Genomic DNA, 15,976 nt, shown 5'->3' on the forward strand with positions numbered 1-15,976 from the left:
CTCTTTATTTTATAATGAATTCTTTCTTATTTTTTTTAAAGCCTTTTTTGACCCACGAGCAATATCATGTTCAAGTTTTCTATCAATATAACTTGTAAATAATTGATTTAAATCATAACCTTCAGGATACAACTCACTAGCTGATATTTCTAATTTTATTCTTTTATAATTAATATCGATAAATTCACCTTTATAAAAAACAGTTAAATTATTTAATTCATCTAACTCTTTATAGACTATAGCACTTTCATTATTATCTAAAAGTATTACTTTATCACCTATACAGTAATTATACTTGCTATCTACTTCTTGTATTTCTTCCTTTTTCTTTGTAAGCTTACTTGAATTTATTAAATCATAATTATATTTTTTTGTTTCTATATATTTCTTAGTCTTTTCAATAATAGAATCTGAAATTCCCATCCTTTTAGAAATATAAAGTGCATTACTATCACCACTTCTTCCAATATGAAGCTTATATAATGGTTCAAGTGTATCCTTTTTAAACTCCATTGCTGCATTTTCAAAATGAGGATGCTCCTCTGAAAAATTTTTAATTTCTCCATAATGAGTAGTTGCAATTGTAATACATCCCTTATGATATAACTCCTCTAAAATAGCAATAGCAAGAGCTGCTCCCTCATTTGGTTCTGTCCCACTTCCTATCTCATCAAATAATAGCAATGTAGACTTTGAACTTTGTTTTATTATATCCGCTAAATTCTTAACATGAGAGGAAAAAGTACTTAAAGCATTTTCTATACTTTGATTATCTCCAATATCAACAAATATTTTATTAAATACTGAAATTTCTGTGCCCTCTTTAGCTGGTATATGAAATCCAGATTGTGTTGCTAATGTTAATATTCCTACTGTTTTTAAAACTACTGTTTTACCACCTGCATTTGGCCCTGTTATTATAAGTGCTCTATAATCATTACCGATTTCAAAATTAAGTGGTACTGGATTTTTTAATAATGGATATTTTCCATCTACAATTTTTATATATCCATATTCATTTAATTTCGGCTTAATCCCATTAATATCATTACTATATTTTGCTTTTGCCCAAATCATATCATATTCAGCTATTACTTCAATATTAATTTTTATTTCTCTTATTTTTTCATTAAGCATTTCAGTAAGCATACCTAATATTTTATATTCTTCCATACTTTCTTCTACCTTTAAAATAGCTAACTCTGATGTATGCTTTGAAATTGTAGTTGGTTCCATAAAGACTGTTGTCCCCTTTGATGATGATTCAACAATGGTCCCTTGTACATAATTTTTATATGATGATTTTATTGGAATCGTATATTTTCCATTCCTCTTACTTATAAAAAATTCTTGTATATACTGTTTATTTTCACTATTTTTTAAAAATTTATCCAACTTTTCTTTTATCTTATTTTCACAATCATCTATTAATCTTCTAATTTTCTTTAACTCTTTGCTCGCATTAGAGTCAACTATAGAACCCCTTATACACCTATTTATCTCTTCTTCAATATAACTCAAATCCGTAATACTCTCTCCATAGCTACTTAATGTTGGTGCATATCCTTCTTTATCTTTTATAAATAGCTTTACTTTTCTACATCCTCTTAAAAAGTCAGACATAATAGCTAAATCTTCTGGATCTAAAGATGCACCTTTTTCAATTTTTTCAATATATGGTACTACATTAAATATTCCGACAAGGGGTATATGATATGAAGCATCTAAAAGTCTTCGTCCTTCTGATGTTTCATCTAACCTTCTATTAACAATCTTTAAATTATTACTTGGCTCAAGTTTATCAATTAAGGCTTTTCCTAAACCACTTACACAATACCCTTTAACTAACTCTTTTAATTCATCGTAATTCAATTTTTCTAATGTCATTTTATCCATTTTTATTTTCCTTCCTTGTATCAAATATAAATACAAGTCAACGAAATCCTGATAGATTTCATAACTTAAATATAAAAAAAGCTGTGGATACTTCCACAGCTTAAAACTCAACTTTAAATAAAGGTAGACTCCTACCTCTGAAGTAAATTCGTGGACTTGTATCAATTAGTTATAATTAATTCCACAACAAATAAAGGTATAAATACCTTAATTTTTTAGGAATCAATATTTAATTTAACTATTTGATACTAAACACTCACAAAAATACCTCGCTTTTTTTGAAATCTATCACTTATAGTATATTAAAATATATAATATATGTTGTCAATATTTCTTATTATTTATCCTAGAGACCAAATCACATTTTCATTTTTCATAAAGAAATTCACTACTCACTCTAGTTGGTAGAAGTATACCTTGTGTAACTTTAATTGAAGAAATTACAAGTCTTAATTTCACTTATACTTTTATATTATAAAAGCTAAATATAAGGATAGTAAGGATATGGATAAGGGTAAGGGTATGGATAAATTGGATATGGCGGTATAATATATGGATATCTCAATGGCCCAACTCTATCTATATTCCTCATTGGAAAATTTCTTCTTCTAAAACGTCTAAACCCTCCTGGCTGTCCATGACCAAATGGTCCTTGCCTATTTGCTTCTTCCGCACATTCTTTTTCTATTACATTTTCACCAACTAATATAGTAACACTATCATCATTTACTTCTTCAATAATTCCATCACACATACTCCCATCTTTCATTACTATAATCGCATGATAAGATTGGCATTTTTTACATTCTTCATATAAAGACCTTGAATCTCTATAAAAACCTACTACTTCTAATGCCATCTATAAATCACCCCCCTTTTAATTAATATAATATTCATTTATAAAAAAGAGGTGAAATATTAAAATAGATTAGATAGAAAATGTTTATTTGATTTATCTTGTGCTTTTATAAATTGTGTAGATGCTAACATTGTATAATATGGATGGTAAACTTTTAGGAATGGCTTGTAGACTTCCTAATACTATCTCAAAGAGTACTAATATTTGTTCTCTTTGTAATCATATTGGTTCTGAAAATGAAATTGCTTTTGTTTCTCCTATATGTAAAGCACGACATGTAGATGATTATAAATCATTAGGTTTTCATGTTTGCTTGAATAGCTCTGAATGTAATGAAAGAATTACATCAGTAGAAAAACTTGAGAAACTTTTAAAGGATGTCAATAGAATAAAGTAATAAAAAAAGTGACATGTATACTCTAAAAAGATTAGCATGTCACTTTTTTTATTTTAAAAATTAATTTATTAAATATTGATTTTCCATAAGTTAATTTCTACATTTGTATTATTATCTGCAAATACACTTACTCCTGTACTTATTTCTTTTGTAAATATTCTTGAAGTAAATACTTCTTCCCCATCATTAACAAAGATTTCAACTGATGAAGTATCCACAAATATTTGAACTTTTAAGTTTTCAGCGTTATATTCACACTTTCTTTCTGTGCCATATTCTGTTGCAAATACTTCTCCTGATTTACTTCTATCTAATACAAGCTTTTTATTTTCTATATCATAATAAAATACAGTTTCTTCATCTATACCTTTTCTTAGTTTTACCCCAACATATTTACCAGTAAAATTACTAAACTCACATATAAACTCATACGTTTTTTCATTAAATCCAACTATATCTTTTTCTTCATTATTTAATGTATATGAATATTTTAGATTTTCCCCCCTAAGAAGCTCTAATTCTTTTACTGGTTTTTGAATTAATTTATCACCTTTTAACTCTAATTCTCTAGGTATAGTCAAACAATGAGCCCATCCACTTTTATCAGTAGGGTAATCTATCTCTGGTAATCCCATCCACCCAACTAATATTTTTCTTCCGTGTTTATCTTCAGTAGTTTGAGGAGCATAAAAATCAAATCCTCTATCTAATTCATTAAAATTACCATGATTGAATTCTCCATTAGAAAAATCAATTTTATCTCCTATTAAATATCCTGATTGGAATATATTTTGATATTTATCTCCATCTGCTTCTAAGCCCTGTGGAGAAAATATAAGTATTCCTTTATTATCAAAACGTAAATAATCTGGGCATTCCCACATAAATCCATTACCAAAGAAATCTGTTTTTATTTCTCCTTTAAACTTCCAATCTAATAAATTATTTGATTCATAATATACTATAGTTCCTAAATTTTCTTTTCTTTCAGCTCCAATTAAACAATAATATTTATTATTATCTTTAAACACCTTAGGATCCCTAAAATTATCTGTATATCCATTTGGTAAATCCTTTATAACAGCTTCACTATTCTTTGTTATTTCGCCATTACTATCCATTATAGCTAAACATTGATATGGATGTCTTATCCATTCTTCATTTCTTGTATTTCCTGTATAAAATAAATGAAGTTTATTATTTTCAACTATACCACTTCCTGAAAATGCTCCATGACTTTCAAAGTATTCAGTAGGAATTATTCCAACTCCACAATCTTTCCAATTAACTAAATCTTTTGAAGAAACATGATACCAATGCTTTATTCCATGAACAGGCCCTAATGGAAACCATTGATAAAACAAATGATATTCACCATTATAATAAGAAAATCCATTAGGATCATTTAACAGTCCTGTAGTAGGTTGAATATGAAATTTTTGTCTATATGAACAACTATCTACTATTTCTTTTAATTTTGTTATTTCTTCATTTTATGCATCTAAAATTGTTCTATATCTTTCTTCTCTTGTCCACTCTTTCATTATTATTTCTCCTCGTTTAATATCTTATAATTATTTATTAATTACAAAATAGAAGGCATTAGTATAGTACTAATTCCTCCTATTTCATAAAACACTCCTATGCAGCTATTTGCTCATCATTTGCCACTTGTTTTTTATTCATAAACTTTGCTATAACAATTGTTGATACAACAGCTACAACCATTGAAAGTATCATTGCAATTATATAGTTTACTATAGATGTAGGTCTAATTGATATAATTCCTGGTAATCCAGCTGCTCCTGGAGATATTGCAAGAACTTTTGTCAGCATTACATAAGCAGATCCAACTGCTGATCCTATCATTGCTCCAAAGAATGGATAACGTAACTTTAAGTTAACACCAAATATTGCTGGTTCAGTTATTCCAAGTAAAGCAGATATACCTGATGCTGATGCTATTCCTTTCATCTTGTTATCTTTTCTTAAAATAAGAAGTACTGATAATGCTGCAGCACCTTGAGCTACATTTGACATTGCTGCAACTGGGAATATAAATGATCCACCTGTAGTTGCTATATCTGCTAATAATTGAGTTTCTATAGCCACAAAACTATGATGCATACCTGTTATAACTATTGGAGCATACAAGAATCCAAATATTGCTCCACCTATTGGACCTAATGTATTTATTAACCATAATAATCCTGTTGTTATACCATCCCCTAATCCTCTCATTACAGGACCTATAACAACAAATGTTAATATACCAGTGATAAACACAGTAAATAGTGGTGTTAATAAGTTATTTAATACTGAAGGTATTACTTTGTGCAACATCTTTTCTACTTTTGCTAAAACAAATGCAGCTGCTAAAACTGGAAGTACTGTTCCTTGATATCCAACCTTAGCTATATTTAATCCAAATATATTCCATACTGGTACAGTTCCATCAACAACTGCTGCACCGTAACTATATCCATTTAATAAGTCTGAATGTATCATAAGTGCACCAATACAAGCACCTAAATACGGATTTCCTCCAAAGGCTTTTGCTGCTGAGAATCCTAAGAATATTGGTAAAAATGCAAATCCTGTATTAGCAAATGTATTTATTAATTCTGCCAAATCCTTAAATTGTGGATATGCTTCTACTATAGATTGTCCCTCAATAAATAATCCTTGAGATGTTAATATATTATTTATTCCCATTAGCAATCCTGCTGCAACTAATATTGGTAATATAGGAACAAAAACATCTGCTAAAGATTTTAATAATCCTTGTAATGGATTTAATTTTTTATCAGCTTCTCTTTTTAATTCATCTTTACTTTCTTCTTTAATATTAGCTAATTTTATAAATTCTTTATAAACCTCATCAACAACAACCTGATCCTAAAATTATTTGAAATTGCCCCGATGTATTAAAGCTTCCTTTGACTTCTGCCATTGATTCGATTTCTTTAACATTGACATTCTTATCATCTTTAAGCACTAATCTTAATCGAGTTGCACAGTGTGCTGCACTAATTACATTTTCCTTACCACCTATATTCTTTAAAATCTCTTTACCTATTTCTTTGTAATTTTTACTCATTTCCATCCAACCCCCTGGCTGTTATTTTCATTTTTGAAACGTTTCATTTTCTATATTAATCATGTTAATACGTTTTCATCAATTCGTCAATATTTTTTTATAAAAAAATAGGATTTTATTTTTCAATTTCTTATTCTTTACTTAATATATATACTATGTATATTTTAAAGTATAAAACTTGAAATCTTATTTATATAAAATCCTAAATAAAATTTATTTTTTTGTAGTGTATCCTTCAATAAATTTAACTGGTAAAATTATTTCTTTTTTCACTTTATTATTTTCTATAATATTTATTAATGCTTTAACCGCTTCTTCTGCAATAAGTTCAACAGGCTGTCTAATAGTTGATATTTCTATTGTGTCTTTAGCTGATGATTTACTTCCATCAAATCCAATTACTTGAACATCTTTGGGAATCTTTATATTATATTTATTTAATTTTTTTATAAAATCTACTGCATATTCATCAGTTACAGCAAAAACACCTTGTATTTTTATATCATCTTCAAAATTACTCTCTATAAATTTATCCAGTAACTTATCAAACTCCTCAGTAGAACCTAGTAATTCACATATTTCATAATCTATATTATATTCTTTACAATAACTAATAAAACCATCTTTTCTTTTTCTTGTAGCATTATTTATTTTAGAACCTCTTCCTATATAAGCTATTTTCTTACATCCAAGTTCATCTAACTTCTTTGCTGCAATTCGTCCACCTTCAAAGTTATTACTAGATACATACGTTATATTTTTAGAAAAATATCTATCAATACTTACAAAAGGAATATTTTCAGAAACATATTCATCAATATCGCTATAAGTTATGGCTATTATTCCATCCATTTTATTTTGCTTTGCCATAGATATATACTCTATTTCAGCTTTATTATCCTCATTTGAGTTACAAAGAATCATTTTCATTCCAACTTTTCTTAAGCATTTTTCTATATTATACGCCAATTCACTAAAAAAAGGATTCCATATTGTAGGTAAGATTACAGCTATAGTATTAGTTCTATTCATTTTAAACCCTCTAGCATAAATATTAGGTTCATAATTTAACTTCTTTATTGCCTCTTCTACCTTAATCCTTGTAGATGGTTTAACCTGTATATTATTTATTACATTTGAAACCGTTCCTACAGATACACCAGCTTCTTTTGCAACATCTTTAATAGTTACCATTTGTTTCTCCCCTTATATATTCATTAAATATATATTATTATCTAAATAAAATCAGATTAAAATTATCTTCATTTAATTATATACAATAACTAAATTATGAACAATGTAATAATAATTTTTTGTTTAAAAAAGCCATGTAAGCATACGCACTTACATGACTTTAAATAAAAATTATTTATTATATATTAAATTAATCATTCTGTACTAAACTTATCTTTTTATTATTCTTATGTGCTTTAATATAAGGATGATTATAAAAAACATATATAAGTTGAGCACACATAGCACACCAAATTATTGGTTCGCAAATTATAACTCCCAAGTATCCTGTCTTTGGAATAATGAAAATAACAAATAATATCTTTCCAATAAACTCAATAATACTTGATACAAGGGGAAGTACTTTTTCTCCTAATCCTTGTAATGAATTTCTCAAATTTAGTAATACTCCTAATACAGTATAAAATGGTGCATTTAGTATCAAATATTTTGCTCCAATTTCAATAACTAACTCCTCATTAGATCCGGATAAAATTCTTACTAACATAGGCGCAAAAAATAGCAATACAATAGAAATTATACATCCCCATACAATTGATATTAAGTTACAATACCAAAGCGATTTTCTAATTCTATATCCTTGATCTGCTCCTTTATTTTGAGAAACAAAAGTTGAAAGTGATAATGACATTGTTATAGTTGGTAATGCACAAAAACTATTTAACTTTCTTGCTGCAGTATGCCCTGCAATTGTAAGATATCCTAAACCGTTTATAGCTGTTTGTAATATAACTGTTCCTGTTGATACAATAAACATCATAAGTCCCATAGAAAGACCTTGTCCTATTAATTCTTTATACAGCTTCTTTCCTACATTAAAACTACTTCTTCTTGGAATAAGAATTTTGCTCTTAAAATAAATATATACTACGCATAATATAACAGAAATTCCTTGTGCTATAATTGTTGCAACAGCAGCACCTTTAATTCCCATATTAAATTGTGTAATAAATACTATATCTAAAATAATATTTAATATAGATGATATTATAAGAAATACTAACGGCATAAAACTATTTCCTATAGCTCTTAATAATCCTGCACATAAGTTATAAGCAAACATAACTCCTACAAATAAAGTTATTGTTGAAATATAGGAATATGCTTCATCTATTATATTAGATGGTGTATTTAATAATTTTAATAATGGCATTAACAATACAACCGATATAATCATAATTATTACTGTTACAAAAATACCAATAACTATTGATCCCGAAACTGATTTCTTTAATAATTTCTCGTCATTTGAACCATAACTTCTTGCTGCAACAATACTAAGTCCATTTCCTATCCCTAAAGCAAATCCTACTAATAATTCATATATAGATGAACAAGCTCCTATTGCTGCTAAAGATGTATCACCTAAAAAATTTCCTACAATCATTATATCTACAGTATTATATAACTGTTGGAATAAGTTCGATATAAACAATGGAATTGCAAAAATAATTAATGATTTAAATATATTTCCCTTTAATAAGTCTACCTTCATATTTAACATTTTATATACCCTCCAAATTCAATCCACAAATTAACTTTATACCCTAAACTTAACTAAAGGTCAATATATAAATAAAAAAGATATTCTTATATAATATTTAATCATGTAAGAACATCTTTAAATTATAATATTTTAATATAATATATACCTATAACCTCTAAACTTATAGTTACTTATACTTTAAACAGGTCTACAAATAATTGCATAACCTCCTCTACCTGTAAATGGGCGTAATACTTCATATTCTTTTTGCTCAATAGTAACCATTATATTTCCATCTTCATTATCATCAAGAAATTCATATTCTAGTTTTTCTTCAACACAATATTTTACTATGGCTGCTTTAGTTATTTTGTTAGTTGGATATTTAAGATTTCCATCATAAGGTATATCTATATTAAGCTTGACCATCTTCTTTAAAAATTTTCCTATCATAATATTCTCTCCCTATTAAAACTCTGTTATCCTCAATGTATATACTGCCTCTCCCGCCACTGAATAATAATATCCAATTTCAGCTTTATATAATATTCCATTTATTCTTATAACAGCTGGAATATCTCTTTCTATATATTCAAGAGAATCTCCATTAGACATACAATTTTCTTCTAACACTCTAAAAAACTCTTCCTTAGTCTTAGGTTTTGACTTTAAATCTACTATTAAAGTTTTATGCTTAACAGCTCTTCCTCCATTTAACTCTTTTGCCACTTTGCTTAAATGCATATAATCAACTGCCCACAACACAATAATTACAATCACATTAACTAATATAATATATCTAATGTAACCTTCTATAAACATTCCCAAAACAGGTATAACAATCATAATCATGGATACCCAATAATATATTCCTATACCTAAACTACCCGAACTACCTTTGCTGGGTAAATTTCTAATCCATTGAAATATTATTCCTATAACTACATATCCTATTAGAATTGGTACAAAATAATTAAATAGCTTCATAGTATTTTCAAAATCATTAGTAAATCTTAATGTTAAAATTGAACTTATAAGCAAAAGAAACCCTACATTAGTACCCTTTATTATATTTTCTCTCATTATTCTATTCCTCCCTTAATACGTTCCCTTACTTCCTTTAAATACTTTCTTGAAATATAAGTTATTTCTAAATTATTTAATTTAACTTCCATCAGTCCATTAAACATGGGATTATACGACATTACCATTTCTAAATTTAATATTGTAGATTTTGAAATCCTTATAAACTTAGATGGTAATATTTTTTCCAACTCATACAATCTATTTTTATATTCGTAAATCTCGTTTCTTGTATGAACTAATAATTTATCCCTACTGGTTTCTATATAATAAATATCATCACTTTTAATTTTAAAAATCTCTTCCTTCTTATAACATGATAATTTAATAGATGCATATTTTTCATTTTCTATATAATCAATAAGAATATCTATTGATTTATTTTTTTCATGGATATATAAATCTATAAATTCATCTTTTTCTATTCCTATTTCATGAACTGATACTTTCATAAAATTCCCCCTAAAAACTTTTAATAAAGGTTGCACGTGCTTTTATCTTTAATTAAATTAAGTAAATTCACTTAATTGTGTTCTTTAATATAATAATACTCTAGAGCTAAGTACTTTTCCACAGATTACCTCTAACCGGTCGTTAATTAAAGCTAAGTGGCATTTATTATTACTATTAAAACTTTTAATTGAATAATATTAAGGCTATATAAATAACTTGTTAATGTTGTTATTTATATAGCCTTACTTTAACCACTTTACAATTTACTCTCTATATCAATATTAATAGTTAATATTTCTAGTTTATTTAAATTAACAATTTTCTTTATTAAAATAATCTAGATTTCTCTAATTGATTTAAGTTTTTTAGTGCTTCTATTAAATTAAAATACTCTTTATTTCTATTCTAACTTATTACATATTCTAATTATATTATTTAATTATATAGTTGCTTTCTTCTATAACTTTAATATTATGGTGTTCTAAAAAATAGTTAATTATAAGTTCACTAATATCAGTATTTATTTCTTTAACCACTTCAGCACCTTCATATGCTGGATAAATAGAAGTATTAGTTGCACGATAATTGTTCATAACAACAGTATAATACTTATCAAACTCAATATTTTTTCCATCCTTTGTCATAGAAATAACTCTATCTCCAAAATCTCTTGATAAATCAATTTTATAATTAAAACCAGCAAAAGTATCGTAATTATAGTTTTGAACCTTAGGAACTAAGAATCCATCACTAATCTTAACTTCTCCGTTCTTTACTACAAAATAAGTAGCAGCCTTTTCAATAGCTTCTTTTATCTTATCTCCCCTAACCTTTAATACCATTAATGTATTTGGATATGGATAATTAATTAACACATCTCTTATTGATACATTTTTCTTAAAGCCAATAGCACTATCAAATAGAGATAAGACTGAAAAATCCGCACCTGAAGCTTCAAGTTGAACTTGATGTAAAAAATTAATAAATGGATGCCCTTTTAATCTGGCCTCAAAAATATCATCCATAAGTATATCCTTATCAAATTCACCAATTTCTCTATCTAAATAATCTTTTAAGTTAGCTTCAACATTATTAAATATTTCTTCCATATATTTATTAATTTGGTTATTTAACTTAGAAACATCAACTAATTCATAACTTAAGTCTTTAGTTTCAGTATCTAATACAACCTTAGTAAATTTTTGTCCATTATGAAGTGGTTGTGCACAAAGTATACCATTCATCATAGTAATAAAAGCTCTATGCTGATGCCCACTTAAAACCATATCAATAGAGTTAAACTTTTCTAACAATTCACTAGCTTGATTTTCTTTTGTAAGTTTCTCTGTTGGTGTATTGCTTCCATCTAGACTTTTTTCAAAGCCACCATGATAGCACACTATAATATAATCTGATTTTTCTTTTAATTCTTTTTCATATTTACCGTACATAGTAACTGGATCTAAAAAATTTAAATTAGTAATATTTTTTTCATGCTCCCAATTAGGTATAAATCCTGTTGTAAGTCCAATACATGCAATTTTGAAACCATCAAAATCAAATATTTTATATGGTTCACTTTTTAATTCTAAACCTTCAATATTAGCATTTATTATTTTATCTTCTACTAATTTGTACGAAGTATTTAAATATTCTTTACCATAATTGAATTCATGATTCCCTAATATATAAGCATCATATCCAATAAACTCTAAACCTTCTAAAATAGGATTTTTCTTTAATTTTTGTTTGGATAAATAATGTGCCAATGCTGATCCTTGTATTAAATCACCACAATCAATCTTTAAAGAAGCATCATATTTTTTTTCATCATCTAATATATAGCTTCCTATTTTAAGAATTCCAAGTGGTTGTTCTTTTACATAATTAGTTGGATAGACATATCCATGTAAATCACTTGTTTGATATATAGCTATTTTCATTTGTATTCTCCCTTCAATTAATAAAGTAAAAGTTATTATCTAAAATTTATAATGAAATTTTACTCTACTTTGCTTTTCTCATTAGTTTAAATATACTATATTGTTTGTCCCTTACTTGGTAATAATCTATCTCCATTTTTATTATATAGTTTTTCTGGACGATAAGAGTGTATTGGAACTAATAGTTTAGGACTAATTAAATCTATTATCTTAATTAAATCATAAGGACGCGCATGACCACTACATGGTAGTATCATAAACTCTATATCATACTCCTCAAACCTCTTTACAAATGGTGCAAATGCTGGATCGAAATCACCTAATGGTTGAGCATCACAATGAATATAAATTCCACCTGATTTTAATTTATCTATATGTTTTAAAGCAAGTGTATCTAATTGCCAGAAATACTTACTTTCATCCTCTAATAATTCTTCAAACTCAACTTTAAAACTTTCATCTAACCCATATTCTTTATCATCTAATTGATAATAATAACTTTGAATTCCAGTTGCTTCTTTTACTACATATGAGTAATATGCATCTAATACAACTTTTCTTGGATTAGTTTTTATTATATTTAAAATTCTTTCTACATTTGAAATATAATAATTAAATGTTATTTGCTTATTATCATTATTTTTTACCATTTCATTAATTTTTTCTATAAGCTCTGGTTCATTATTTGCTTCTGTTTCCCTTATAGGATCTCCAAACTCTTGGAAAGAAACACTGACCCCTTCAATTAATAAAACATCACAATTTTCACTTTCTTTGCAAAAATTCAATGTATCATTTTCTCTATAACCATGAAGTCTTATATCTCCTGTATAAGCCATTTTTAAATCTGGAGTTTCAATAACCAAACCACAAGCACCATAAGCATCATGATCAACTGGCATTACTTTTACCTTTATTTTTCCAACTTGTACAGTTTCATTTTCTTTAACACCAATTACTTCTCTAGTGTTATTTTCTTGCTTTTCATAAAAAGGGAAAATAAAATCATTATTAATATTTAAAGTATTTAATAAAGATTTTGTTCCCTCTAAAGTATATAAAGGTATTTCAGGATTTAAATAATTGATAATTTTAGAATGGTCTAAATGAATATGTGATAAGAATACCGCTGTGTTTTTGAAATCATCTTTTTTTGATTCATATCCTTTTAAATCAATTTTAGGGTCAAAGATATTATTTAAGAATGGAACTAAGCTTTCATCTAATAATCCTTGTAAATCTGTAGGTTGCACCTTAGCAGACGGATTGTATTCGCTTCCAAAATCAAAGAAAATATGGCTATCTTCATACTTAACTTCAATAATTGTTCCACCAATTGTTAGAACTCCACTATGAAATGTAATTTTTGTTTTCTTGTCATTTAACATATTGCAAACAACTCCTTTTTTTATGATTTATCATTTGTTCTATTATAGTTATATAATAACTTATTTTTATTTAATTACAATATTTATATCTTACAATAAAAAGGTAGTTACTATATAAAAACTATCTTAATATTACATATATTATTATATGACTTTAATACTATACCTTTATTAACAATGATTATTTCAAATAAAATTATATAATACACCTTAACTTTTATTTACCACTTTAAACTCATAAGTCTTATTACATTCTCAGCAGTCTTTTCCATATTTTCTTGACCTTTTTCTAAAGCCTCTTCAATTGATGTAACATCTTTTATAATTCCAAATATAGAATCTATTCCCTTTTCATATAAAATATCTATATCCTCTCCAACCCTTCCAGCAAATGCTATAACAGGCTTATCATATTTTTTAGCAACAGTGGCAACACCTAAAGGTGTTTTACCATATTGCGTTTGAAAATCAATACTTCCTTCACCTGTCCAAACCATATCTGCTTCTTTAATCTCATTCTCTAAACCAGTATATTCAATTACCATTTCAATTCCTTTTTTTAAAGTTCCATTAAAAAAAGCCATAAGTCCAGCACCTAATCCACCTGCAGCGCCTGCTCCAACTACATCTAAAACATCTTTACCTATTTGTTCTTTAATTACATTTGCATAATGTTTTAAATTATTATCTAATAAGTTAACCATTTCCTTTGTTGCCCCCTTTTGAGGACCAAATACATTTGATGCTCCTTTTTCTCCACAAAGTGTATTATTAACATCACATGCTACTTCCACCGAAATATCTCTTAATCGCTGATCAAAATCAGTTAGGTCTATAGTATGTAGTTTTCCTAACTCTCCCCCTCCAAAGCTTAATTCTTTACCATCTTTATCTAATAATCTTCCACCAAGAGCTTGAATAACTCCTGCTCCACCATCATTAGTTGCACTTCCTCCAATACCTATTAATAATTTCTTTACTCCCTTATCTAAACAAGCCTTAATAAGTTGCCCTGTACCATAAGTAGTAGTTATTAATGGATTTCTTTTATCTAATGGAACTAAGTGTATTCCACTAGCACTAGCCATTTCTAATATTCCTATTTTTCCACCACCTAAAATACCATACTGTGCTTTAACTTTATTTCCTAATGGCCCAATTACTTCTAAAGAATAGATATTTCCATTTGTAGCATCTACTAATGATTGCATAGTACCTTCTCCCCCATCTGCCATAGGAACATGTACACATTTAATATTTGAATTTACTTTTTTTATTCCTCTTTCCATTGCCATGCAAGCTTCTTTAGCACTCATACTTTCTTTAAAAGAGTCTGGTGCTAATACAATAACAAAACCTTTTTTCATTTTACATTCTCCATAAACTCTTAATAACTATTAAATTTATATTTAAAACTATTATCTTAAAAATATCTCTATATTGTTTAATATTAATAAACCTTGCCATCTCCTTAAATGACAAGGTTTATTTTTATTTATATATCATATTATAGTATCTCTCAATATTTCTCTCTAACTCGAGCAAATCAATATTTCTTCCTATTCTTAAAGTTTCTCTTCCTTCAATAAATAGTAAAAATATTGGTAGTGAAAAAACTCCATATTTCACTGCTATCTGTAAATCTTCTTCACCATTTATTTCTCCACTTTTAATTTCCGGATGTTTTCTCAATATATTTTCTACTTTAAATTTAATTACTTCACAAGCTCCACAATCCATGCCAGTAAAATATACTACTGCCATACTATTATTATTTATTAATTCAATTATCTCATCTTCATTATGTAACTTATTCATATATATTCACTCCTAAGTTATTACTTTAATATTTAAAAATCACTTAATTCTCTCTTTTGAATTTTTAAATAAAACTACTACATGATATTTTTATTTTATATTTTGTTTTAATTATATCATTATTATCCCTATATAGGTACTAGTCATAATTTTTTAAGACTGTTTTATTAAATGATGTTGATTTTAAAGCGAAAAGCAAATAAAAAGAGCAACAGTGTTGCTCTTTTTATTTCAGTTTGTTGAAAAACCCCCTGTTTAAAAACAGAGGGTTTTTCTATTATTAGTTGTGGATAAAATTT

The 15,976-nt window shown here is 27.0% G+C and carries 15 protein-coding genes; 1 reads left to right on the forward strand and 14 read right to left on the reverse strand.

The features are described from left to right. Positions 1-9: 9 nt before the first annotated feature. Positions 10-1,896 (reverse strand): endonuclease MutS2, encoded by a 1,887-nt coding sequence (locus LPC13_RS12300; RefSeq protein ID WP_005214365.1) that lies wholly within the window; start codon positions 1,894-1,896, stop codon positions 10-12. Between the two features lie 481 nt (positions 1,897-2,377). Beyond that, entirely contained in the window at positions 2,378-2,755 is a 378-nt protein-coding gene (locus LPC13_RS12305) for a hypothetical protein (RefSeq protein ID WP_005214366.1), read from the reverse strand. A gap of 139 nt (positions 2,756-2,894) precedes the next feature. Between LPC13_RS12305 and LPC13_RS12310 the strand changes: the two genes are divergently transcribed. Continuing rightward, complete coding sequence (locus tag LPC13_RS12310; protein WP_234088835.1) at positions 2,895-3,152, forward strand: hypothetical protein; 258 nt, start codon at positions 2,895-2,897, stop codon at positions 3,150-3,152. Between the two features lie 68 nt (positions 3,153-3,220). Here the strand turns inward: LPC13_RS12310 and LPC13_RS12315 are convergent, their stop codons facing one another. The 12 genes from LPC13_RS12315 to LPC13_RS12370 all read right to left on the reverse strand — a co-directional run bounded on the left by LPC13_RS12315 (position 3,221) and on the right by LPC13_RS12370 (position 15,677). Further along, positions 3,221-4,636, reverse strand: a complete 1,416-nt coding sequence (locus LPC13_RS12315) for a glycoside hydrolase family 32 protein (RefSeq protein WP_320414758.1) — start codon at positions 4,634-4,636, stop codon at positions 3,221-3,223. 157 nt (positions 4,637-4,793) lie between these two features. Beyond that, on the reverse strand, positions 4,794-5,867 hold the full coding sequence (locus LPC13_RS12320) for a PTS transporter subunit EIIC (RefSeq protein WP_005214369.1): 1,074 nt from the start codon (positions 5,865-5,867) through the stop codon (positions 4,794-4,796). A gap of 166 nt (positions 5,868-6,033) precedes the next feature. Beyond that, positions 6,034-6,252 carry a PTS transporter subunit EIIB gene (locus LPC13_RS12325; protein ID WP_234088836.1) on the reverse strand — a complete coding sequence of 73 codons (219 nt, stop codon included), beginning with the start codon at positions 6,250-6,252 and terminating at the stop codon, positions 6,034-6,036. A gap of 213 nt (positions 6,253-6,465) precedes the next feature. Beyond that, positions 6,466-7,446 (reverse strand): LacI family DNA-binding transcriptional regulator, encoded by a 981-nt coding sequence (locus tag LPC13_RS12330; RefSeq protein ID WP_005214372.1) that lies wholly within the window; start codon positions 7,444-7,446, stop codon positions 6,466-6,468. A gap of 190 nt (positions 7,447-7,636) precedes the next feature. Then, positions 7,637-9,010 carry an MATE family efflux transporter gene (locus tag LPC13_RS12335; RefSeq protein WP_195244114.1) on the reverse strand — a complete coding sequence of 458 codons (1,374 nt, stop codon included), beginning with the start codon at positions 9,008-9,010 and terminating at the stop codon, positions 7,637-7,639. A gap of 180 nt (positions 9,011-9,190) precedes the next feature. Then, positions 9,191-9,445, reverse strand: coding sequence for a hypothetical protein (locus LPC13_RS12340; protein ID WP_005214374.1), 255 nt, complete (start codon positions 9,443-9,445; stop codon positions 9,191-9,193). 15 nt (positions 9,446-9,460) lie between these two features. Then, positions 9,461-10,075 carry a DUF4318 domain-containing protein gene (locus tag LPC13_RS12345; protein ID WP_005214375.1) on the reverse strand — a complete coding sequence of 205 codons (615 nt, stop codon included), beginning with the start codon at positions 10,073-10,075 and terminating at the stop codon, positions 9,461-9,463. Next, positions 10,075-10,527, reverse strand: coding sequence for a LytTR family DNA-binding domain-containing protein (locus LPC13_RS12350; RefSeq protein ID WP_040419774.1), 453 nt, complete (start codon positions 10,525-10,527; stop codon positions 10,075-10,077). Before LPC13_RS12350 ends, LPC13_RS12345 begins: the two co-directional genes overlap by 1 nt. A gap of 432 nt (positions 10,528-10,959) precedes the next feature. After that, positions 10,960-12,471, reverse strand: coding sequence for a bifunctional metallophosphatase/5'-nucleotidase (locus LPC13_RS12355; protein WP_005214380.1), 1,512 nt, complete (start codon positions 12,469-12,471; stop codon positions 10,960-10,962). Positions 12,472-12,566: 95 nt separating this feature from the next. Beyond that, entirely contained in the window at positions 12,567-13,859 is a 1,293-nt protein-coding gene (locus LPC13_RS12360) for an MBL fold metallo-hydrolase (RefSeq protein WP_005214384.1), read from the reverse strand. A gap of 221 nt (positions 13,860-14,080) precedes the next feature. Next, positions 14,081-15,226, reverse strand: coding sequence for a glycerate kinase family protein (locus LPC13_RS12365; RefSeq protein ID WP_005214385.1), 1,146 nt, complete (start codon positions 15,224-15,226; stop codon positions 14,081-14,083). 124 nt (positions 15,227-15,350) lie between these two features. Beyond that, on the reverse strand, positions 15,351-15,677 hold the full coding sequence (locus tag LPC13_RS12370) for a thioredoxin family protein (protein ID WP_005214387.1): 327 nt from the start codon (positions 15,675-15,677) through the stop codon (positions 15,351-15,353). Between the last annotated feature and the right edge of the window lie 299 nt (positions 15,678-15,976).

The sequence above is a fragment of the Clostridium celatum genome, assembly GCF_021412605.1.
Classification (GTDB): domain Bacteria; phylum Bacillota; class Clostridia; order Clostridiales; family Clostridiaceae; genus Clostridium; species Clostridium celatum.

Bases quoted from the DNA above. Each gene is read 5' to 3' on its own strand.
- LPC13_RS12335 (WP_195244114.1), bottom strand. From the start codon at position 9,010: ATGTTAAATATGAAGGTAGACTTATTAAAGGGAAATATATTTAAATCA.
- LPC13_RS12310 (WP_234088835.1), top strand. From the start codon at position 2,895: ATGGATGGTAAACTTTTAGGAATGGCTTGTAGACTTCCTAATACTATC.
- LPC13_RS12340 (WP_005214374.1), bottom strand. From the start codon at position 9,445: ATGATAGGAAAATTTTTAAAGAAGATGGTCAAGCTTAATATAGATATA.
- LPC13_RS12320 (WP_005214369.1), bottom strand. From the start codon at position 5,867: ATGGGAATAAATAATATATTAACATCTCAAGGATTATTTATTGAGGGA.
- LPC13_RS12345 (WP_005214375.1), bottom strand. From the start codon at position 10,075: ATGAGAGAAAATATAATAAAGGGTACTAATGTAGGGTTTCTTTTGCTT.
- LPC13_RS12355 (WP_005214380.1), bottom strand. From the start codon at position 12,471: ATGAAAATAGCTATATATCAAACAAGTGATTTACATGGATATGTCTAT.
- LPC13_RS12360 (WP_005214384.1), bottom strand. From the start codon at position 13,859: ATGTTAAATGACAAGAAAACAAAAATTACATTTCATAGTGGAGTTCTA.
- LPC13_RS12370 (WP_005214387.1), bottom strand. From the start codon at position 15,677: ATGAATAAGTTACATAATGAAGATGAGATAATTGAATTAATAAATAAT.
- LPC13_RS12330 (WP_005214372.1), bottom strand. From the start codon at position 7,446: ATGGTAACTATTAAAGATGTTGCAAAAGAAGCTGGTGTATCTGTAGGA.
- LPC13_RS12350 (WP_040419774.1), bottom strand. From the start codon at position 10,527: ATGAAAGTATCAGTTCATGAAATAGGAATAGAAAAAGATGAATTTATA.
- LPC13_RS12305 (WP_005214366.1), bottom strand. From the start codon at position 2,755: ATGGCATTAGAAGTAGTAGGTTTTTATAGAGATTCAAGGTCTTTATAT.
- LPC13_RS12300 (WP_005214365.1), bottom strand. From the start codon at position 1,896: ATGGATAAAATGACATTAGAAAAATTGAATTACGATGAATTAAAAGAG.
- LPC13_RS12325 (WP_234088836.1), bottom strand. From the start codon at position 6,252: ATGAGTAAAAATTACAAAGAAATAGGTAAAGAGATTTTAAAGAATATA.
- LPC13_RS12365 (WP_005214385.1), bottom strand. From the start codon at position 15,226: ATGAAAAAAGGTTTTGTTATTGTATTAGCACCAGACTCTTTTAAAGAA.